The 20785-nt window shown below is 56.3% G+C and carries 16 protein-coding genes and 4 tRNA genes; 16 read left to right on the top strand and 4 right to left on the bottom strand.

Annotated features, from left to right (window positions below; genetic code table 11):
- The first annotated feature begins 20 nt into the window (after window positions 1-20).
- Window positions 21-605 (top strand): guanylate kinase, encoded by a 585-nt coding sequence (gene gmk / locus ABD819_RS09635; RefSeq protein ID WP_345123552.1) that lies wholly within the window; start codon window positions 21-23, stop codon window positions 603-605.
- A gap of 90 nt (window positions 606-695) precedes the next feature.
- Window positions 696-1259, top strand: a complete 564-nt coding sequence (gene nadD / locus ABD819_RS09630; RefSeq protein WP_345123550.1) for a nicotinate (nicotinamide) nucleotide adenylyltransferase — start codon at window positions 696-698, stop codon at window positions 1257-1259.
- A 114-nt stretch (window positions 1260-1373) separates the two neighbouring features.
- On the opposite strand, the gene frr is transcribed toward nadD, so the two are convergent.
- The 4 genes from frr to ABD819_RS09610 all read right to left on the bottom strand — a co-directional run bounded on the left by frr (window position 1374) and on the right by ABD819_RS09610 (window position 3711).
- Window positions 1374-1937, bottom strand: a complete 564-nt coding sequence (frr, locus tag ABD819_RS09625; RefSeq protein WP_345123548.1) for a ribosome recycling factor — start codon at window positions 1935-1937, stop codon at window positions 1374-1376.
- 117 nt (window positions 1938-2054) lie between these two features.
- On the bottom strand, window positions 2055-2858 hold the full coding sequence (gene pyrH / locus ABD819_RS09620) for a UMP kinase (RefSeq protein ID WP_345123546.1): 804 nt from the start codon (window positions 2856-2858) through the stop codon (window positions 2055-2057).
- A 26-nt stretch (window positions 2859-2884) separates the two neighbouring features.
- The gene (locus tag ABD819_RS09615) at window positions 2885-3163 is read right to left on the bottom strand and encodes a hypothetical protein (RefSeq protein WP_345123544.1); all 279 of its coding nucleotides are present in this window, start codon (window positions 3161-3163) and stop codon (window positions 2885-2887) included.
- Window positions 3164-3207: 44 nt separating this feature from the next.
- Window positions 3208-3711 (bottom strand): acyl-CoA carboxylase biotin carboxyl carrier protein subunit, encoded by a 504-nt coding sequence (locus ABD819_RS09610; RefSeq protein ID WP_345123542.1) that lies wholly within the window; start codon window positions 3709-3711, stop codon window positions 3208-3210.
- 193 nt (window positions 3712-3904) lie between these two features.
- Between ABD819_RS09610 and ABD819_RS09605 the strand changes: the two genes are divergently transcribed.
- The 14 genes from ABD819_RS09605 (at window position 3905) to rpoC (ending at window position 20622) form a co-directional block, all read left to right on the top strand.
- On the top strand, window positions 3905-6385 hold the full coding sequence (locus ABD819_RS09605) for a M1 family aminopeptidase (protein WP_345123540.1): 2481 nt from the start codon (window positions 3905-3907) through the stop codon (window positions 6383-6385).
- A gap of 169 nt (window positions 6386-6554) precedes the next feature.
- Window positions 6555-6637: transfer RNA gene (locus ABD819_RS09600), tRNA-Tyr, on the top strand.
- A gap of 17 nt (window positions 6638-6654) precedes the next feature.
- A tRNA-Gly gene (locus ABD819_RS09595) sits at window positions 6655-6727 on the top strand.
- Window positions 6728-6823: 96 nt separating this feature from the next.
- Window positions 6824-6895 (top strand) — tRNA-Thr (locus tag ABD819_RS09590).
- Window positions 6896-7062: 167 nt separating this feature from the next.
- Entirely contained in the window at window positions 7063-8253 is a 1191-nt protein-coding gene (gene tuf, locus ABD819_RS09585; protein WP_345123537.1) for an elongation factor Tu, read from the top strand.
- Between the two features lie 149 nt (window positions 8254-8402).
- A tRNA-Trp gene (locus tag ABD819_RS09580) sits at window positions 8403-8473 on the top strand.
- 64 nt (window positions 8474-8537) lie between these two features.
- A complete protein-coding gene (secE, locus tag ABD819_RS09575; RefSeq protein WP_345123535.1) occupies window positions 8538-8732 on the top strand; it encodes a preprotein translocase subunit SecE in 195 nt (64 codons plus the stop codon).
- A gap of 12 nt (window positions 8733-8744) precedes the next feature.
- Window positions 8745-9311 (top strand): transcription termination/antitermination protein NusG, encoded by a 567-nt coding sequence (gene nusG / locus ABD819_RS09570; RefSeq protein ID WP_345123533.1) that lies wholly within the window; start codon window positions 8745-8747, stop codon window positions 9309-9311.
- 227 nt (window positions 9312-9538) lie between these two features.
- The gene (gene rplK / locus ABD819_RS09565) at window positions 9539-9982 is read left to right on the top strand and encodes a 50S ribosomal protein L11 (protein ID WP_345123531.1); all 444 of its coding nucleotides are present in this window, start codon (window positions 9539-9541) and stop codon (window positions 9980-9982) included.
- Window positions 9983-10001: 19 nt separating this feature from the next.
- Window positions 10002-10700, top strand: coding sequence for a 50S ribosomal protein L1 (gene rplA / locus ABD819_RS09560; RefSeq protein ID WP_345123529.1), 699 nt, complete (start codon window positions 10002-10004; stop codon window positions 10698-10700).
- Window positions 10701-10715: 15 nt separating this feature from the next.
- Entirely contained in the window at window positions 10716-11264 is a 549-nt protein-coding gene (gene rplJ / locus ABD819_RS09555; protein WP_345123527.1) for a 50S ribosomal protein L10, read from the top strand.
- A 68-nt stretch (window positions 11265-11332) separates the two neighbouring features.
- Complete coding sequence (rplL, locus tag ABD819_RS09550; protein ID WP_216679900.1) at window positions 11333-11713, top strand: 50S ribosomal protein L7/L12; 381 nt, start codon at window positions 11333-11335, stop codon at window positions 11711-11713.
- Window positions 11714-11984: 271 nt separating this feature from the next.
- Window positions 11985-15854 (top strand): DNA-directed RNA polymerase subunit beta, encoded by a 3870-nt coding sequence (gene rpoB / locus ABD819_RS09545; protein ID WP_345123735.1) that lies wholly within the window; start codon window positions 11985-11987, stop codon window positions 15852-15854.
- A gap of 415 nt (window positions 15855-16269) precedes the next feature.
- Entirely contained in the window at window positions 16270-20622 is a 4353-nt protein-coding gene (gene rpoC / locus ABD819_RS09540) for a DNA-directed RNA polymerase subunit beta' (protein WP_345123521.1), read from the top strand.
- The last annotated feature ends 163 nt before the right edge of the window (window positions 20623-20785 follow it).

Here is a 20785-nt window from a genome sequence, read left to right as displayed (position 1 = left end):
CGACTGGCTAGCTTTGCGTGATGCAAGGCAAAATCATTGTTTTCTCGGCGCCCTCGGGCGCGGGCAAAACCACCATCGTGCATCGGCTCATGCAGCGGCTGCCGGAACTCAGCTTTTCCATCTCGGCCTGTACCCGCGACCGCCGCGGCCGTACCGAAGCCAACGGCAAAGACTACCACTTCATTTCCGTACAGGACTTTCAGGACAAGATTCGGCACGACGAATTTGTGGAGTGGGAGGAAGTGTACGAAGGTGCTTTTTACGGCACGCTGAAGTCCGAAATTGACCGCATCTGGGAGAGTGGCAAGCACGCCATTCTTGATGTCGATGTGAAAGGCGGCCTCAGCATCAAAGAGTTTTACAAAGACCGTGCCCTGGCGATTTTTGTCCGCCCGCCGTCCATCGAAGTTCTGGAGCAGCGCCTGCAGGCCCGTGCCACCGACTCGCAATCCAGCATTTCTTCGCGGGTGTATAAAGCCAACTTCGAGCTCGCGTTTGAGGACCGGTTCGACGTGACCGTCGTCAACGACGACCTCGACGAAGCCACCGCCCACGCCGAGCATCTGGTACGGCAGTTCATCAGCGCCGAGCCGGCCATCGTGTAGCTGTCATCCTGAGCGGAGCGAAGGACCTTATCACGTTCGCACCGCTTGGTTTGTTATTCCACTGTGATAAGGTTCTTCGCTCCGCTCAGGATGACAACCCGCATCGGCCTGCTGTTCGGGTCCTTCAATCCGGTGCACGTCGGCCATCTCATTCTGGCCGAGCATTTCGCCACCCGCACCGACCTGGCCGAGGTCTGGTTCGTAGTGTCGCCCCACAGCCCCTTCAAAGCCGTGGCCGACCTGCTGCCCGATGCGCAGCGGCTGCACCTGGTGCAGCTGGCCATTGCCGGCAACCCCCGCCTGCGCGCCGAAGACATTGAATTCGGCTTGCCGCGCCCCAGCTACACCATCGCCACGCTCGATGCCCTGCGCCAGCGCCACCCCGGCCACGAGTTCGTGCTCCTGATGGGGGCCGACAATGTGCCCGGCCTGCCGCGCTGGCAGGAATCGGCCCGGCTGCTGGCCGAGGTCGATATCTACGTCTATCCCCGCCCCAACAGCACCCTGCCCGATTTAGCGCAATGCCCCCGCGTCCAGGTCATAGCCGCGCCCCTGCTGGATATTTCTGCTACCTACATCCGCGAAAGCCTGCGTACCGGCAAGTCCATCCGCTACTTGGTGCCCGCCGCCGTCGAAGCTGCCCTGCTACGCTAGAACGGCTCCGCGTACCTCCGCGGTTTTCCTCCGCGTCCCTCTGCGGTAACTTCCCGAACAGAAAAAGAGCCCGACGATAACTCGCCGGGCTCTTTCTTTTTCAACAAGACCAAATCAGATGGTCATAATCTCCGTTTCCTTCTTGCTGAGGGTTTTTTCAACCTCGGCAATAAAAGAGTCGGTGGTTTTCTGCACTTTTTCTTCGGCGCTCTTCACCGCATCTTCCGATGCGCCTTCTTTCAGCAGCTTGCGCAGCGACTCATTCACGTCCTTGCGAATGCCACGAACCCGCACCTTACCCGCTTCCGATTCGTTTTTGGCTTGTTTCGCCAGCTCGCGGCGGCGTTCCTCGGTCATGGCCGGGATGTTGAGGCGCACGCCATCGGCATCCGACACCGGGTTCAGGCCCAGGTCGCTGTTTTTGATGGCCTTGGCTACCTCGCTCACCATGTTTTTCTCCCAGGGTTTGATGAGCAGCGAGCGGGCATCAGGAGCCGTCACTGTCGCAATCTGGCCGATGGGAGTAGGGGTGCCGTAGTAATCCACGCGCAGGCCGTCGAGCATAGCCGGCGAAGCCTTGCCAGCCCGGATGCGGCTCATTTCCACGTTTACGTGGGCCAGGGCCTTGCTCATCGATTCCGCAAGCTCGTCGAGGTAAAACTGAATTTCTTCGTCCATTTGAAGAGAGTTAAAAGTTAAAAGTGAAGAGTTAAAGGAAAAGCTGAGAGGGGCAAAATTCGTCGCTAAACGAATATCATATGCCTTTTAACTCTCAACTTTTAACTTTTAACTGCCTTACGCTTGCTCCGGCTGGTCGCCCACCACCGGCTGCAACAGGCTCTGCTTCGGGGCGGGCGTAGCCTTGCGGCCATCGCGGCCGACACCGGCACCGGCCGCGCTCACCAGCGTGCCCATCGGCTCGCCGTTCAGCAGGCGCTCCAGGTTGCCCGGCGTGTTCATGTCGAATACGATGATGGGCAGGTTATTCTCCTTGCACAGCGTGAAGGCCGTCATGTCCATCACGTTCAGATTCTTGCTCAGCACCTCGTCGAAGGTGATTTCGGGGTAGCGCGTGGCGGTGGGGTCCTTCTCCGGGTCGGCCGTGTAGATGCCATCTACGCGGGTACCTTTCAGCACCACGTCGGCCTCAATCTCAATGGCCCGCAGCGAAGCCGCCGAATCGGTGGTGAAGTAGGGCGAGCCAATACCGGCCCCGAAAATCACCACGCGGCCCTTTTCCAGGTGCCGCACCGCGCGCCGCCGGATATACGGCTCGCACACCCGCTGAATGGTGAGGCCCGAAAGCAGGCGTGTGCTCACTTCGAGCTTCTCCAGGGCGCTTTGCAGGGCCATGGAGTTGATGACCGTGGCCAGCATGCCCATGTAGTCGCCCTGCACGCGGTCGAGGCCAAAGGCTTCGGCCTGCACACCGCGGTAAATGTTGCCGCCGCCAATCACCACGGCTACCTGCACACCGGTCGCCGCCACCGACTTAATTTCGGAGGCGTATTGCATCAGCCGCTCGGCATCGATGCCGTACTGTTGCTGGCCCATCAGCGCTTCGCCGCTGAGCTTGAGGAGGATACGGTGGTATTTCAATTTTTTTTGGTTTTCAGGCAAACCCTTTATTTAAGGCCGCGGATTAAATCTATAATTTGAGTCAAGCCAGCTGTTGTTTCCTGCTGAAATTTCTCTGTATCCCGGCGCAACTCCAATACGTTTCGGCTAACGTCTTCCAACTTGCCTTCCACGCGTTCGATGCGGTTTTCTACGCGCACTACTTTAGTATTCAACTCGCTTTGCCCTTCGCGCACGCGAGCGAGTTCTTCCACCGTGCGGTCTTGCTTGCGCAGCATTTCGACCATCACCTCTTCCAGTTGCTTGAATCTTTCTTCGGTAGTCATAAATGGTGCAATGGGAAATGACGGAAAATACAAGATTCTAAAAATCAGGCGAACTGCACCAGCACCTGCCCTTTCTGCACGTTGTCGCGCAGCACCACTTTAATAGTGGCCACGGTGCCATCGGCCGGCGCTTTCAGAATATTCTCCATTTTCATGGCTTCCAGCACTAGCAGCGCGTCGCCTTTGAGCACCTCCTGCCCAATCTCCACCCGAATATCAACGATGAGGCCCGGCATGGGGGCTTTCAGCTCGTTGACTTTGGCGACGGCGGCATTGCTCATGCCCAGGCGCTCTAGCAGCAGGTCGAACCGGTCCTTAGCAGCCAGCTCCACCCGCTGACCATTTATTTTAAGCACGATACTTTTTGTGGTGTAGTCGGCTTCTACAACTTCTGCATTATAAGAACGACCTTCGTGCAGCACATGAAAGCGGCCCTGCCCCAAATCGGCGATGTCCCAGGCAAAAGGCTCGCCGTTGAGGTCGATAGAATCGGCGGCGCGGTAGTCAACTTCCCAGAGTTGGCCGGGGCTGGTGCTTATTTGAATCATCTGGAGCGGATAGGGTGGGGCGAGAGCCGGGGTTAAAGGTAGCCCAAATCTCAAATTAATTCGGAAATTGAGGCGTTTTTCGCCCGTTGTTGTTGGCATGAAGTATCTGGTTCCGGGCCTTACCAGCCTATTATTATTCGTTCATTTAGTGGCCGTTGCTCAGGTTGCGCCCAAGCATTCGGCTAAAACCCCCGTGCATAAAAAAGCCGTGGTGCTGCCTGCTCCCGCGCCGGCGGCGGCCAGCATTGTGGTGCCTTCGTGGCTGCCGTCGGATGCCCCGGTGCAGCCCGCTGCCACCATTCTGACTGATGTGCTCGACACCAGGCTGGACGTCCGCTTCGACTACAAGAAGCAGCACTTGCTGGGCACGGCTATCCTCACGCTGCGCTCGCATTTCTACCCGCAGTCGGAAGTAGTGCTCGATGCCAAAGGGTTCGACATTCAGAAAGTAGAGCTGGTTGGCGACAAGAAAAACAAGGGCCTCAACTACAATTACAACCGTCGCAAGCTCGTCATCGCCCTCGGCCAGCAGTACCCGCGCAGCACGTCCTACCAGGTGCGCATCGTGTACGTGGCCAAGCCCAACGAGCTGCCCCAAGGCGGCTCCAGCGCCATCACTTCCGACAAAGGCCTCTACTTCATCAACCCGTTGGGGCTCGAAAAGAACAAGCCCCGCCAAATCTGGACGCAGGGCGAGACGGAGTCCAGCTCCTGCTGGTTTCCCACCATCGACAAGCCCAACCAGCGGATGACCCAGGAAATCAGCATGACCGTAGAGAAGCAGTTCAAAACGCTCTCCAACGGCCTGCTCACGGCCTCGCACGCCAATTCTGACGGCACCCGTACCGATACCTGGAAGCTGAGCCAGCCGCATGCGCCCTACCTGGCCACCATGGTGGTGGGGGACTTTGCCCTGGTTAGCGATTCCTGGCACGGCAAGCCCGTCGATTATTACGTCGAACCCCAGTACGCCGCCACCGCCCGGGCCGTATTCGGCCGTACGCCCGAAATGCTGGATTTCTTCTCCAAAAAGCTGGGCGTGGAATACCCCTGGGAGAAGTATTCGCAAATCGTGGTGCGTGACTACGTGAGCGGGGCCATGGAAAACACCACTGCGTCAACCTTCGGCAGTTTCGTGCAAAGCTCTCGCCGCGATTTGCGCGACGCCAATTTCCAGACCAGCGAGTTCGTCATTGTGCACGAACTGTTCCATCAGTGGTTTGGGGATTACGTGACGTGCGAGTCCTGGGCCAACCTGCCCCTGAACGAGTCATTTGCCGATTACTCTGAATTCCTCTGGGCCGAGCACAAGTACGGGGCCGATGAGGCCGGCCTGGTGCAGGAAATCAAAATCAATAACTACCTCGAAGAAGCCAACAGTAAGCGCGAGCCCCTCATCCGCTACCGCTACGTGAACCGGGAGGACATGCTCGACCGCCACTCCTACGACAAGGGCGGGCGCGTGCTGCACATGCTGCGCAAGTACGTTGGCGATGACGCTTTCTTCGCTTCTCTCAATCGCTACCTCACCCAGAACAAGCTCTCGGCCGTCGAAATCTCCAAGCTGCGCACGGCTTTCGAAGAAACCACCGGCGAAGACCTGATGTGGTTCTTCAACCAGTGGTTCATGCAGCGCGGCCACCCCGAGCTGCGCATCACGCACACCTACACCAACGGTCAGGTGTCGCTGCGCGTGCAGCAAACCCAGGATACCCTGTTTCAGCCCGTCTATCGCCTGCCCGTCACCGTCGCCGTCTGGACCGGCAGCAACCAGCCCACCGAGCACCGCATCACCGTCACCAAAGCCGACCAGACCTTCCAGCTGCCCGCCAGCCAGAAACCGGTGCTGGTCAAATTCGATAACGAAAGCCAGCTGCTGGCCCAACTCGATGAGTCCCGCACCACCGACGAGCTGCTATTCCAATACTACCACGCCCGGGGCTACCAGCAAAAATCCGAAGTCTTGGACCTGCTCCAAAACAAAACGGCCGAACTGGCCGTGAGCAGCCTGCTGCGCAATGCCCTCAACGACAAATTCTGGAACACACGCCGCCTCGCTCTCGACCACCTTCGCCGCTACCGAGGCCCCGAGCCCGAAGGCATGCGCAAAGACATTCAGCGCCTCGCCACCACCGACCCCAATTCCCGCGTCCGGGCCCAGGCCATCAAAACCCTGGCCACTTTACACGAGGGCAATTTCGGTCCCATCTACGGGGCCGCCGTGGGCGACAGTTCCGTGCTGGTCGCGGCCGCGGCCATCGAAGTATTGGCCAAAAAGCCTGAAATCAATACCCGCAAGCAGGTAGCGGCCATCGACAACACCACCAGCAGCCCACTCCTTGTTTCCATCGCCAACTACTATTCCCTCAACGGTGGCCTCGACCAGTACCCCTGGTTCCTGCGCCGCCTGCCCGATGTAGCCGAAGCCGACCTCTACGCCTACTTCCAGTCCTTCGGCACCCTCATGACCCATATCCCACCCGTGGAGCGCGACAAGGGCCTCAAAATGCTGGAAGAATACGCCCGCACGGCCCCGCGCTACGAGGTGCGGCTGGGGGCCTACCGCGGCCTGGTCCTGTTGCTGCCCACCATGCCTGCGCTCAAAGCCGTGCTGCAAAACATCCGCGACAAGGAAACCGATGACCGCCTCAAAGCTGCTTATAACCTTATATAAGAGCATGATGCCGATTTTGGGCAAAAAAAGAATTGCCTTTTTTTGCCCCAACGCTTGCCTTGTGTCAGAAAAGCCCTAATTTTGCGACTCCTTACGAAACAATACTACTTCGGTAGCCGTCGCATCATGAGGGTCCGCTTTCCGGCAATCGGCCGGTCAGCATCAAATTGGGGAGGTTCCAGAGCGGCCAAATGGGACAGACTGTAACTCTGTTAGTGTAAACTTTCGAAGGTTCGAATCCTTCTCTCCCCACTTTTTGAAGGCCAACTGCGGGAGTAGCTCAGCTGGTAGAGCGGCAGCCTTCCAAGCTGCAGGTCGCGGGTTCGAACCTCGTCTCCCGCTCATTTTAACATTTATCAGTTAACATCTAACAGACCGTCAGGCTGCCCGATGAACATCTGTTAAATGTTAACTGATAAATGTTAATTGAAAGAATAAGCCGTTTTAGCTCAGTGGTAGAGCACTTCCTTGGTAAGGAAGAGGTCATGGGTTCAAATCCCATAAATGGCTCAGATTACAACACAAGTCCTACAGGCCATATCATCGGGTTGTGGGCGCGGTTCTCTCAGGTAAGCGACGCACAGTTTTCTAGTATTAGGGGCTGAGTCTCGCTTTCTTGTTGTAGGGTCGCATTTATCCTTCAAATTCACTTCACCACCTCTTTTTTACTCTTTACAATGGCTAAAGAAAATTTCGACCGGTCCAAGCCGCACGTAAACATCGGTACCATCGGCCACGTCGACCACGGCAAGACCACCCTGACTGCTGCTATCACGCAGGTGCTGGCCGGCAAGGGCCTGGCTGAAAAGCGCGATTTCGGTTCGATTGACAACGCCCCCGAAGAGAAAGAGCGTGGTATCACCATCAACACCTCGCACGTAGAGTACTCGACGGTGCTCCGTCACTACGCTCACGTTGACTGCCCCGGTCACGCCGACTATGTGAAAAACATGGTAACCGGTGCTGCCCAGATGGACGGTGCTATCCTCGTGGTAGCTGCCACCGACGGCCCGATGCCCCAGACCCGTGAGCACATCCTGCTCGCCCGTCAGGTAGGTGTGCCTCAGCTGGTGGTGTTCATGAACAAAGTAGACATGGTCGATGACCCCGAGCTCCTCGAGCTGGTGGAAATGGAAATCCGTGAGCTGCTCTCGTTCTACGACTTCGACGGCGACAACATTCCGGTTATCCAGGGTTCGGCCCTCGGCGGCCTGAACGGCGATGCCAACTGGGTTCCCAAAATCGAAGAATTGATGGACGCGGTTGACTCGTTCATTCCGATTCCTGCTCGTCTCACCGACCTGCCCTTCCTGATGCCTGTTGAGGACGTGTTCTCGATTACGGGCCGTGGCACTGTTGCCACCGGTCGTATCGAGCGCGGCATCATCAACTCGGGTGAGCAAGTTGACATCCTCGGTATGGGTGCAGTTGCCGGCCTGAAGTCGACGGTTACGGGTGTGGAAATGTTCCGCAAAATCCTCGACCGTGGCGAAGCTGGTGACAACGTAGGTCTGCTGCTCCGCGGTATTGAGAAAGAAGCCATCCGTCGCGGCATGGTTATCTGCAAGCCCGGTTCGGTAACTCCTCACCAGAAGTTCAAGGCTGAAGTCTACGTTCTCTCGAAAGAGGAAGGTGGCCGTCACACGCCGTTCTTCAACAATTACCGTCCGCAGTTCTACCTGCGTACCACCGACGTTACCGGCATCATCACCCTCCCCGAGGGCGTTGAAATGGTAATGCCCGGCGACAACATCACCATCACGGTGGAGCTTATCGCCAAGGTGGCTATGGAGAAAGGCCTCCGTTTCGCTATCCGTGAGGGTGGCCGTACGGTAGGTGCCGGTCAGGTAACCGAAGTTCTCGACTAAGCTCCGGCTTAATCACTAAAAAAAGCCGCTCTCGACTCTTCGGGGGCGGCTTTTTTACGCTGAAACAGAATGGGATATTTGTTTTCTCCACTGTTTCTCTTACCTTTGCACTCCCTTTGACGAAATGCGTTGGCGGGAAGTGTCTTTACACGAGTGTGGTGCAGCGGTAGCATACGGGTCTCCAAAACCCTTGACGGGAGTTCGAATCTCTCCACTCGTGCAATTAGGGCCAGTTGGCCCGCTCCATGTCGTTATCAGCAGCGATGCTGTTTTTCTTTCACCCAATGGACAAACTGAGCAATTATTTCCGCGCCACCATCGAGGAAATGCGTTACAACGTAACGTGGCCCTCCACGACCGAGCTGCAGAAAAGCGCCGGCCTCGTGCTGATTGGTTCGCTCGTGTTTGCCGTAGTGGTAGGCGTTATGGATATCAGCTTTGAGTCGGTGCTTAAAGCGTTTTACAACTCGTTTCGCTAATCAACAGTCAAGATGGGCGAATTGAAATGGTACGTGGTGCGCTCGGTGAGCGGCCAGGAAAAGAAAGCCAAAAACTACCTCGAAACTGAGCTCGGCCGGCACAACCTGACCGAGCTTGTTCCGCAGGTATTGATTCCGGTGGAGAAGGTGTTTGAGATGCGCAACGGCAAGAAGCGCGTTCGCGAGCGGAACCTCTACCCCGGCTACATCATCATCCACGCCGACCTCGGCCATGGCGAAGTTGACCACATCATCACCAGCACGCCTGGTGTAATTGGTTTCCTCGGCGATAAAGACAAGAAAGACGCTTCGAACAATAAGCCCGTTCCGCTGCACATCACCGAGGTGAATCGCATCCTCGGCATTGTGGACGAAGCTGAGCAGCAGACCACCGCTACTCTCGACAAACCTTACGTAGTAGGCGAACTCGTGAAAGTAGTAGATGGTCCCTTCAATGGCTTCTCCGGCAACGTTGATGAAGTGTTTGAAGAACGTAAGAAGCTCAATGTAGTAGTGAAAATCTTTGGCCGCTCGCAGCCGGTAGAACTCAGCTACACCCAAGTAGAAAAAGAAGTGTAGAACGTCATGCCGAGCGAAGCCGAGGCATCTCGCTCGCACTGTCTGACGATTTAGTTAGTAACACACGCGAGATGCTTCGGCTTCGCTCAGCATGACGTTCTAGCTGATTCATAATCAAAACAACCACGCCGATTAATTGCTCCGAGTCGGCGGGGCTTCCAAACAGGAGTTTACTAAACTGAGGCTAGCACGAGTTACGACGTAGGCGCCCCAGACTATCCAATCAAATGGCCAAAGAAATCAGAGGTTATCTGCGCTTGCAGATAAAGGGAGGCTCAGCGAATCCTTCGCCGCCGGTAGGACCTGCACTTGGTAGCAAAGGCTTGAACATCATGGAGTTTTGCAAGCAGTTCAATGCTCGCACCCAAGATAAAGCCGGCCAGGTTTGTCCTGTACTAATCACCATGTATACCGACAAGTCGTTCGACTTCGTGGTGAAAACGGCACCGGCTCCGGTGTTGCTCATGGAAGCTGCTAAGTTGACGAGCGGTTCGAAAGAGCCGAACCGGAACAAGGTTGGCTCGGTAACCTGGGACCAGGTTCGCACCATCGCCGAAACTAAAATGGCTGACCTGAACGCCTTCAAGGTGGAAGCAGCTATGAGGTCGGTAGCTGGTACGGCCCGCAGCATGGGTATTACCGTTAGTGGCACTTCTCCTTTTGCTGAATAATTAAACGGAGAAACGACACATGGCACAAGTAAGCAAAAAGCGCAAGGAAGCCCTTGCCAAACACGACCTGACGCAAATGCGCAGCCTCGTGGAAGCCGCAATCGTGGTGAAGGACATTACCTACACCAAATTTGATGCTTCGGTAGATATTGACGTTCGCCTCGGCGTGGACCCTCGCAAAGCGGACCAGATGGTTCGTGGCGTGGCCACCCTGCCCCACGGCACCGGCAAAACCGTTCGCGTTCTGGCCCTGGTTACTCCCGACAAGGAGGCCGAAGCCCTGGCCGCCGGCGCCGACTTCGTGGGTTTGGACGACTATATCGCCAAAATCGAAAAAGGTTGGACCGACATCGACGTAATCATCACCATGCCCGCCGTAATGGCTAAGGTAGGTCGCCTGGGCCGTGTACTCGGTCCCCGTGGTCTGATGCCGAACCCGAAGTCGGGCACCGTAACGACCGACGTAGCCAAGGCTGTGCAGGAAGTGAAAGCTGGTAAAATCGACTTCAAAGTTGACAAAACCGGTATCATTCACTGCTCGGTGGGTAAAGTATCGTTTGATGAGAAGATGCTGGCCGAAAACGCCCTGGAGATTATCCAGACGTTGGGTCGCCTGAAGCCTTCTTCGTCGAAAGGCACCTACATCAAGAGCATCACGCTCAGCAGCACGATGTCGCCCGCCGTTCCGGTGGACAGCCAGGTAAATTCCGCTAGCTAATTAAACCAACCAAACATGACTCGGGAAGAAAAACAAACCCTCGTGGATGAGTTGAGCGGAAAGATTCAATCGCACAACTCGTTCTACATTGTCGATGCTTCGGTGATGTCGGTAGCGAAAATCAACGAGTTTCGTCGTCTGTGCTTCAACCGCGGGATGGAATACAAGGTGTACAAAAACACCTTTATCCGGAAAGCGCTGGACACTTTGGGCCACGACACCTCGGAGATGGATGCCGCACTGAAAGGCCAGTCGGGCGTATTGTTCTCCTCGGAGAGCGGCTCGGCTCCTGCCAAACTGCTGCGTGACTTCTACAAATCGCAGGCCTACGGCCGCAACGTTACCCCCAAGCCTGTGCTGAAAGGCGCTTATGTGGATGCCAGCATCTACATCGGCTCCGACCAGCTCGAAGGTCTCACGACCCTCAAAGGCAAGCAGGAATTGCTCGGCGAGCTTATCGGTTTGCTGCAGTCGCCCGCCAAAAATGTTATCTCGGCTCTTCAGAGCGGCGGCAACAAACTGGCCGGTATCCTCAAAACGCTTTCCGAAAAAGAGGCCGCCTAAGCGCCAATCTTCTTTTTCGACTTCAACAATAAATTTTCAACAACACATTTTTTTAACAATCTACAGAAATGGCAGATTTGAAAGCATTCGCTGAGCAGCTTGTAAACCTGACGGTGAAAGAAGTAAACGAATTGGCAACCATCCTGAAGGACGAGTACGGCATCGAGCCCGCTGCTGCTGCTCCCGTAATGATGGCCGGTGGTGGCGCTGCTGCTGCTGACGAGGCTCCCGAGGAGAAGACGTCGTTCGACGTTATCCTGAAGGCTGCCGGCGGCGCTAAACTCGCTGTTGTGAAGCTGGTGAAGGACCTGACCGGTCTGGGCCTGAAAGAAGCCAAAGAACTGGTTGACGGTGCTCCCAAGGCCGTGAAAGAAGGCGTAACCAAGGACGAGGCTGAGTCGCTGAAAAAGCAGCTCGAGGAAGCCGGTGCTGAAGTAGAGGTTAAGTAATTTCTGCTCCTGAAGCATCTCCGGACCCGCTTCGAATAAGGATAGACCTGGCAACTTAGCCAGGTCTTTTCCTGTTTGTAGCGTGTCAAAAGCGCGAGCCAACCAGTTCGCGCTTCTTTGCGTCAGCTAACTATACTGTTATCAGTTTGTTAAGGAGTGCGGGCCTGGCCCGTGTTGTTGACGGGCCGCCACCCTGGCCTCCTTTTTACGCTTCTGTGTCCATCTTTTAATCCCCATCGCATTGGCTACACCGAAAGCAAAGACGGCCGCCCTGAAGAAAACGGCCGCCGAGCGAATCAATTTCGCCAAGATTAAGAAGGTTATCGAGTACCCGGACTTTCTGGACGTGCAGGTTCGCTCGTTCCAGGAATTCTTTCAGTTGGAAACCGCTGCTGAGCGTCGTTCTAACGAAGGATTGTTCAAAGTGTTCGCCGAGAACTTCCCGATTTCGGACTCGCGCGAAAACTTCGTACTCAACTTTATCGACTATCACGTTGACCCGCCGAAATATTCGGTCGACGAGTGCATCGACCGTGGTTTGACCTATTCGGTTCCGCTGAAGGCCAAGCTGCGTTTGATTTGCAATGATAAGGACAACGAGGACTTCGAGACGATTGAGCAGGAGGTGTTCCTCGGGAACATCCCTTACATGACTGTGAAGGGTTCGTTCGTTATCAACGGCGCCGAGCGCGTTATTGTATCGCAGCTGCACCGCTCGCCGGGCGTATTCTTCGCCCAGAGCAAGCACACGAACGGTACCAAGCTGTATTCGGCCCGGATTATTCCGTTCAAAGGTTCGTGGATTGAATTCGCTACGGACGTGAACAACGTGATGTACGCGTACATCGACCGGAAGAAGAAATTCCCGGTGACGACGCTACTTCGCGCAATCGGTTATGGCACCGACAAAGACATTCTCGACCTGTTCGGGCTGTCGGAGGAAGTGAAGGCTGATAAGAAAAACCTCAAGAAAGCCGTTGGTCGCAAGCTGGCGGCCCGGGTGCTGCGCACCTGGACGGAAGACTTCGTGGACGAGGATACCGGCGAAGTGGTTTCCATCGACCGCAACGAGGTGTTGCTGGAGCGTGACTCCATGATTGAGGAAGCTGATATCGACGTAATCCTGGAGGCCGGCGTGAAGTCGGTGATTCTGCACCGCGAGAATGTGAACATCGCGGATTTCGCGATTATCTACAACACGCTGCAGAAAGACAACTCCAACTCGGAGAAGGAAGCCGTTGAGCAAATTTACCGTCAACTCCGGAATACGGAGGCTCCCGACGAAGAAACTGCTCGTGATATCATCCAGAAGCTGTTTTTCTCGGATAAGCGCTACGACCTCGGTGAGGTGGGCCGCTACCGGATTAACAAGAAGCTCCAGATTGATATGGCGCAGGAGTCGCGGGTACTGACCACTGAGGACATCGTTCTCATCGTGAAGTACCTGATTGGCCTGATTAACTCGAAGGCCATCGTCGATGACATTGACCACTTGAGCAACCGCCGGGTGCGCACCGTGGGCGAGCAGCTTTACGCCCAGTTCGGCGTGGGCCTAGCCCGTATGGCGCGTACCATCAAGGAGCGCATGAACGTGCGGGACAACGAGGATTTCAAGCCGGTGGACCTGATTAATGCCCGGACGCTGTCCAGTGTTATCAACTCGTTCTTCGGTACGAACCAGCTGTCGCAGTTCATGGACCAGACCAACCCGCTGGCTGAGGTGACGCACAAGCGTCGCGTATCGGCACTCGGGCCGGGAGGTCTGTCGCGGGAGCGCGCGGGTTTCGAAGTACGTGACGTTCACTACACCCACTATGGTCGTCTTTGCACGATTGAAACGCCGGAAGGACCAAACATTGGTCTGATTTCGTCGCTGTGCGTGCACGCCCGCGTAAATGCCATGGGCTTCATCGAAACCCCTTACCGCGACGTAAAAGGCGGCAAGGTGGACATGAGCACGAACGTGAAGTTCCTGACTGCTGAAGAAGAGGATACCCACCACATCGCCCAGGCCAACTCCCTGCTCGATGAGAAGGGCAACCTGACTCAGGAGCTGGTGAAAGGCCGTTTTGAAGGTGACTTCCCGGTGGTGAACCCGTCGGAGTACTCCTACATGGACGTGGCCCCGAACCAGATTGTATCGGTCGCGGCTTCGCTGATTCCGTTCCTGGAGCACGATGACGCCAACCGGGCCCTGATGGGCTCGAACATGCAGCGCCAGGCAGTGCCGCTGCTCCGTCCTGAGGCTCCGATTGTGGGCACGGGTCTGGAAGCACGGATTGCCAGCGACTCGCGTACCCTGATTATGTCGGAAGGCGAAGGCGTGATTGACTACGTGGACGCCAACAAAATTGTGGTGAAGTACGACCTCACGGACGACGACATCATGGTGAGCTTCGACGCGGAGCGGATTACCTACGACCTCATCAAGTTCCGTCGCACCAACCAGGACACCTGCCTCAACCTGACGCCGCTCGTGAAGCGCGGCGAGCGGGTGACCAAAGGCCAGGCCCTCTGCGAAGGCTACGGCACCAATCAGGGCGAACTCGCCTTGGGCCGTAACATGCAGGTGGCCTTTATGCCGTGGCAGGGTTACAACTTCGAGGATGCCATTGTCATCTCGGAGCGCGTGGTTCGTGACGACATTTTCACCTCGATTCACATTGAGGAGTTTGAGCTGGAAGTGCGCGAGACTAAGCGCGGCGAAGAAGAGTTGACCTCGGAAATTCCGAACGTGAGCGAAGAAGCCGTGCGTAACCTCGATGACAACGGCATCATCCGCCTCGGCGCGGAGGTGAAAGAAGGCGACATTCTGATTGGTAAAATCACGCCGAAAGGTGAGACGGACCCCACTCCGGAAGAGAAGCTGCTCCGCGCCATCTTCGGTGATAAGGCCGGCGATGTGAAGGATGCCTCGCTGAAAGCGCCGCCCTCCTTGCAGGGTGTGGTTATCGGCACCAAGCTGTTTTCGCGTCCGAAGAAAGACAAAAACCTGCGGGCCAAGTCGAAGAAGGAAGTGGAAGACCTGAAGGCGACCTACGCGCAGGAGCTGCGCGGCGTGAAGGCCATCATGGTTGATAAGCTGGTGCAGCTGCTGGAAGGCAAGACGAGCCAGGGTATCAAACACCGCTTCGGCGAGGAGATGATTTCCAAGGGCGTTAAGTTCAACCGTAAGAACATCAACGAGGGGATGTTCCCCGAGAAGAATCCTTACAAGGACGAAAGCAACTACGCCGTTCCGGAAGAGGTGAACCTGTTTAAGGACCTGATTCTGGAAGGTTGGACGGCTGACGCCCGCGTGAATGGCCTGGTGCTGACGCTGGTGCGTAATTACGCCAAGCGCCGCAACACCATCACTGCGAAGTTTAAGCGTCAGCGCTTTACCTTGGAAGTAGGGGATGAGCTGCCCGCCGGCATCGTGCAGCTAGCCAAAGTTTACATCGCCAAGAAGCGCAAGCTGAAGGTGGGTGATAAAATGGCCGGCCGCCACGGTAACAAGGGTGTAGTAGCCCGCATCGTGCGCGATGAGGACATGCCCTTCCTGCCCGACGGCACGCCGATGGATATCGTGCTGAACCCGCTTGGTGTACCAAGCCGGATGAACATCGGTCAGATTTACGAAACCGTACTCGGCTGGGCCGGTCTGAAATTGGGTCGCACCTATGCTACCCCGATTTTCGACGGTGCTACCGAAGACGAAGTGGCGCACGAGCTGACCGCTGCCAACCTGCCCGATTGGGGCCGGGCTTACCTGCACGATGGCCTGACGGGCGACCGTTTCGACCAGCCGGTAACCGTGGGCGTGATTTATATGCTCAAGCTTGGTCACTTGGTGGACGACAAGATGCACGCTCGTTCCATTGGGCCATACTCGCTCATCACGCAGCAGCCGCTGGGTGGTAAGGCGCAGTTCGGTGGCCAGCGCTTCGGCGAGATGGAGGTGTGGGCATTGGAAGCCTTTGGTGCTTCCAACGTGCTCCAGGAAATCCTGACTGTGAAGTCGGATGACGTGGTGGGCCGCGCGAAGGCATATGAAGCCATTGTAAAAGGTGACATTCTGCCCAAGCCGAATATCCCCGAGTCGTTCAACGTGTTGCTCCACGAACTCCGTGGTCTGGCACTTGAAATCACGATGGAGTAATTGGTTATCAGCTGTTTGTTGTCAGTTGTTAGGCTCGTTTGAAACTAACAACTGACAACAAACAGCTGATAACTAAAAGGCCGCCGGCAGGCAACAGGAGGCGCTAATTGAGCGGCTCTGGTAACGAAAGGTGAGAAAACGCTTCGATGAAAGAAGCTGGGGAAGCTGTTCCGAGATATGGTCAGTTCAGCATCAAAATTCCCTAAGCAACTTAATCGAAGGCCTTCTCCCCGTTCCGCCCCGCCGTCAGATGTAATAAATAGACCTTTTGAAAGTGCTTTTGCTCAACATACCTATCTGTTTCGCAAAGGCACTTTTCTAAGAGTCAAACTGTTTGGAACTCTTGCATTCTTCTGGCGAAGAATGAGGCGCCAAGCAGCTCAAAGCCAACAGCTACTAGCTTAACCCCAATCAAATGGCTTTCGCAAAAAACAAGAAAATAGTTCAGGACTTCTCCAAAGTCACTATTTCGCTGGCCTCGCCCGAAGCAATTTTGGAGCGCAGCACCGGCGAAGTGGTGAAGCCTGAAACCATCAACTACCGCACGTACAAGCCCGAGATGGGTGGCTTGTTCTGCGAGCGGATTTTCGGCCCTGTGAAGGACTGGGAATGCCACTGCGGTAAGTACAAGCGCATTCGCTACAAGGGCATTATCTGCGACCGTTGCGGCGTGGAGGTGACTGAAAAGAAGGTGCGTCGTGAGCGCATGGGCCACATCGAACTGGTGGTGCCCGTTGCGCACATCTGGTACTTCAAGTCGCTGCCCAACAAAATCGGCTACCTGCTGGGCCTGCCCACCAAGAAGCTCGACCAGATTATCTATTACGAGCGGTACGTCGTGGTTCAGCCCGGCACCCTGGCTGAAGAAGGCGTGCAGATTCTCGACTTCCTCACCGAAGACGAGTATCTGGACATCATCGACAAGCTTCCCCGGGAGAACCAGATGCTGCCCAACGAGGACCCCAACAAGTTCATCGCCCGCATGGGTGCCGATGCCCTGCACATGCTGCTGGAGCGCATCAATTTGGATGAGTTGAGCTACTCGCTGCGTGATTCCGCCGCCCACGAAACCTCGCAGCAGCGTAAGGCTGAAGCGTTGAAGCGTCTGCGTGTAGTGGAAGCTTTCCGTGATGCGGCGACCCGCGTGGAGAATCGCCCCGAGTGGATGGTAATCCGCATGGTACCGGTGATTCCCCCGGAATTGCGTCCCCTCGTTCCGCTCGACGGTGGCCGTTTCGCCACCTCCGACCTGAACGACCTGTACCGTCGCGTTATCATTCGCAACAACCGTCTCAAGCGCCTGATTGAAATCAAAGCGCCCGAGGTGATTCTGCGGAACGAGAAGCGGATGCTGCAGGAAGCCGTTGACTCGCTGTTCGACAACTCGCGTAAGGTGAACGCCGTGCGCGCCGAAGGCAACCGCGCCCTGAAGTCGCTGTCCGACATGCTGAAAGGCAAGCAGGGCCGTTTCCGTCAGAACCTGCTCGGTAAGCGTGTCGACTATTCGGGTCGTTCGGTAATCGTCGTGGGTCCTGAGCTGAAACTGCACGAGTGCGGCCTGCCCAAGAACATGGCGGCCGAGCTGTTCAAGCCGTTCATTATCCGCAAGCTCATCGAGCGCGGCATCGTGAAGACGGTGAAATCGGCTAAGAAAATCGTGGACCGCAAGGACGCCGTGGTTTGGGACATCCTGGAGAACGTGCTGAAAGGCCACCCCGTGTTGCTCAACCGGGCTCCTACGCTTCACCGTCTGGGTATCCAGGCGTTCCAGCCGCGCCTCATCGAGGGCAAGGCTATCCAGTTGCACCCCCTCGTTTGTACGGCCTTCAACGCTGACTTCGACGGTGACCAGATGGCGGTGCACGTGCCCCTCGGGCCGGCTGCAATCCTGGAAGCTTCGATGCTCATGCTGGCTTCGCACAACATCCTGAACCCGGCCAACGGCGCGCCCATCGCGGTGCCGTCGCAGGACATGGTTCTGGGTCTGTACTACGTGACCAAAGGCAAGCGTAGCACCGACGATGAGAAGATTCAGGGCGAAGGCCGGGTGTTCTACTCGGACGAAGAGGTTGTTATTGCTCTGAATGAAGGCCAGCTCTCGAAGCACGCCTACATTAAGGTACGGACGCAGATTCGCGACGAGAACGACGATTTGGTCACCAAAATCGTGGACACTGTGGCCGGCCGCGTGCTGTTCAACCAGATGATTCCCGAGGAAGTAGGCTTTATCGACGAGCTGCTGACCAAGAAGAAGCTCCAGCAAATCATCTCGACGGTATTTAAGCGCACGGGCATGGCTCGCACGGCTCAATTCCTCGATGACATCAAGACCCTCGGCTTCCAGTCGGCCTACAAAGGTGGCTTGAGCATGGGTCTGGGTGATATCCAGATTCCGAAAGAGAAGGATGAGCTGATTCTGCAAGCCCAGAACGACGTGAAGGCCGTTACTCAGAACTACCAGATGGGTCTGATTACCGACAACGAGCGTTACAACCAGGTTATTGACATCTGGACGCGTATCAACAACCAAATCACGGAAACGCTGATGGGTCGTTTGGAGCGCGAAAACCAGGGCTTCAACTCCATCTACATGATGATGCACTCGGGAGCCCGTGGCTCGCGCGAGCAGATTCGTCAGCTGGGTGGTATGCGTGGTCTGATGGCCAAGCCCCAGAAGTCGCTGCAAGGCTCGATTGGTGAGATTATCGAAAACCCGATTCTGTCGAACTTCAAAGAAGGCCTGGACGTAATTGAGTACTTTATCTCGACGCACGGTGCCCGTAAAGGTCTGGCCGACACGGCATTGAAGACGGCTGACGCCGGCTATCTGACCCGTCGTCTGGTGGACGTTTCGCAGGACGTAATCGTGAACGAGCCGGACTGCGGTACGCTGCGCGGTATCGAAACCTTCGCGTTGAAAGACAACGAGGACATCGTGGAGCCCCTGGCTGAGCGTATCCTGGGTCGCGTAACGGTGCACGACATCATCGACCCGCTGACCGGGGAGGTGCTCCTGACTTCGGGTTCCGAAATCAAGGAAGACACCACCCGCCGCATCGATGCTACGAGCATTGAATCGGTGGAAATTCGCTCGGTGCTGACTTGCGAAAGCAAGCGCGGTATTTGCGCCAAGTGCTACGGCCGCAACCTGGCTTCGGGCCGTATGGTGCAGCGCGGTGAGGCGGTCGGTGTTATCGCCGCTCAGTCGATTGGTGAGCCCGGCACGCAGCTGACCCTGCGGACCTTCCACGTAGGTGGTACGGCTTCCAACATTGCCGTGGAGTCGAACATCAAAGCCAAATTCGCTGGTGTGGTGGAGTTCGAAGACGTTCGTATCGTGACTACCACTACCGCCGAGGGCGTGAAGGGTGCCGTGGTAATGGGCCGCTCGGGCGAAGTTCGCATCGTGGAGAAAGGCACCGGTCGCGTCTTCACTTCTAACCACGTTCCCTACGGCTCATTCATGCTCGTGAAGGAAGGTCAGGAAGTGGAAAAAGGTGCGGAACTCAACAACTGGGACCCCTACAACGCCGTCATTCTGGCCGAGTTTGATGGTACGGTGCAGTTCGACGCCATCACCGAAGGCATTACTTTCCGCGAGGAATCGGACGAACAGACCGGTCACCGCGAGAAGGTTATCATCGAGTCGAAGGCGAAGGACCAGAACCCGTCCATCATTATCCGTCCCGGCAAAAAGGGCGATGTTGAAGGTCAGAAGGGCTACAGCATCCCCGTGGGCTCGCACTTGAACGTGGAGAACAACGACAAAATTAAGGCTGGTCACATCCTCGCCAAGATTCCGCGTTCGGTGGGCAAAACCCGCGACATTACCGGTGGTCTGCCACGGGTAACGGAGCTTTTCGAAGCCCGGAACCCGTCGAACCCCGCCGTGGTATCGGAAATCGACGGCGTAGTAACCTACGGCACCGTGAAGCGCGGTAACCGGGAAATCTACGTTGAGTCGAAAGACGGGGTCAAGAAGAAGTACATGGTGCCGCTGTCGAAGCACATTCTGGTGCAGGATAACGACTTCATCCGCGCCGGCATGCCGCTGTCGGATGGTGCCATCACGCCTTCCGACATCCTGAGCATTCAGGGCCCCGGTGCCGTGCAGGAGTACCTCGTGAACGAGATTCAGGAAGTGTACCGCTTGCAGGGCGTGAAAATCAACGATAAGCACATCGAGGTGGTTGTTCGCCAGATGATGCAGAAAGTTGTGATTCTGGACGCTGGTGACACGTCGTTCCTCGAAAATCAGGTGATTGATAAAATCATTTTCATGGCCGAGAACGACATGATTATCGACATGAAAGTGGTGACCGAAGCCGGTGATTCGAGCAACATGAAGCCCGGTCAGATTGTGACGGCCCGTCGCCTCCGCGACGAGAACAGCAGCCTGAAACGTCGCGACCTTGCCCTCGTGCAAGTGCGCGACGCGCAGCCTTCGGTTTCGCGCCCCACGCTGCAAGGCATCACGCAGGCCTCGCTGGGCACTGCCTCGTTCATCTCGGCCGCTTCCTTCCAGGAGACTACCAAGGTGCTGAGCGAAGCCGCCATCCGTGGCAAGGCCGACCAGCTGCTGGGCCTGAAGGAGAACGTAATCGTCGGTCACCTCATCCCGGCCGGTACCGGTCTGCGCGAATACACCCGCCAGATTGTCGGCTCGAAAGAGGAGATGGAGGCTGCTCAAGCCGCGCAAGCTGCCGAAGCCGCCGTTCCCGCCAAGCGCCCCAGCCGTGCTGGCAAGCGCGAAGTGTCGGCTGAGTAATCTGCCGTAGGTTTGTAATGGAAAAGCCGACTGGGGTAACCCGGTCGGCTTTTTCTGTTATTGAGAATGTCAATCCAGAACGTCAATCCAGAACGTCATGCTGAGCGTAGCCGAAGCATCTTTACCGCAATAGTAAATAATTGCGTTGCGCGGTAAAGATGCT

The sequence above is a fragment of the Hymenobacter antarcticus genome, assembly GCF_039539545.1.
GTDB lineage: Bacteria > Bacteroidota > Bacteroidia > Cytophagales > Hymenobacteraceae > Hymenobacter > Hymenobacter antarcticus.
Note: the sequence above shows the minus strand (reverse complement) of the source record. Positions and strands in the feature narration are given on the sequence as shown.

Coding starts and splice junctions, on each gene's coding strand:
- gmk (WP_345123552.1), top strand. CDS start 21: ATGCAAGGCAAAATCATTGTTTTCTCGGCGCCCTCGGGCGCGGGCAAA.
- nadD (WP_345123550.1), top strand. CDS start 696: ATGACAACCCGCATCGGCCTGCTGTTCGGGTCCTTCAATCCGGTGCAC.
- frr (WP_345123548.1), bottom strand. CDS start 1,937: ATGGACGAAGAAATTCAGTTTTACCTCGACGAGCTTGCGGAATCGATG.
- ABD819_RS09615 (WP_345123544.1), bottom strand. CDS start 3,163: ATGACTACCGAAGAAAGATTCAAGCAACTGGAAGAGGTGATGGTCGAA.
- ABD819_RS09610 (WP_345123542.1), bottom strand. CDS start 3,711: ATGATTCAAATAAGCACCAGCCCCGGCCAACTCTGGGAAGTTGACTAC.
- tuf (WP_345123537.1), top strand. CDS start 7,063: ATGGCTAAAGAAAATTTCGACCGGTCCAAGCCGCACGTAAACATCGGT.
- secE (WP_345123535.1), top strand. CDS start 8,538: ATGGACAAACTGAGCAATTATTTCCGCGCCACCATCGAGGAAATGCGT.
- nusG (WP_345123533.1), top strand. CDS start 8,745: ATGGGCGAATTGAAATGGTACGTGGTGCGCTCGGTGAGCGGCCAGGAA.
- rplK (WP_345123531.1), top strand. CDS start 9,539: ATGGCCAAAGAAATCAGAGGTTATCTGCGCTTGCAGATAAAGGGAGGC.
- rplA (WP_345123529.1), top strand. CDS start 10,002: ATGGCACAAGTAAGCAAAAAGCGCAAGGAAGCCCTTGCCAAACACGAC.
- rplJ (WP_345123527.1), top strand. CDS start 10,716: ATGACTCGGGAAGAAAAACAAACCCTCGTGGATGAGTTGAGCGGAAAG.
- rplL (WP_216679900.1), top strand. CDS start 11,333: ATGGCAGATTTGAAAGCATTCGCTGAGCAGCTTGTAAACCTGACGGTG.
- rpoC (WP_345123521.1), top strand. CDS start 16,270: ATGGCTTTCGCAAAAAACAAGAAAATAGTTCAGGACTTCTCCAAAGTC.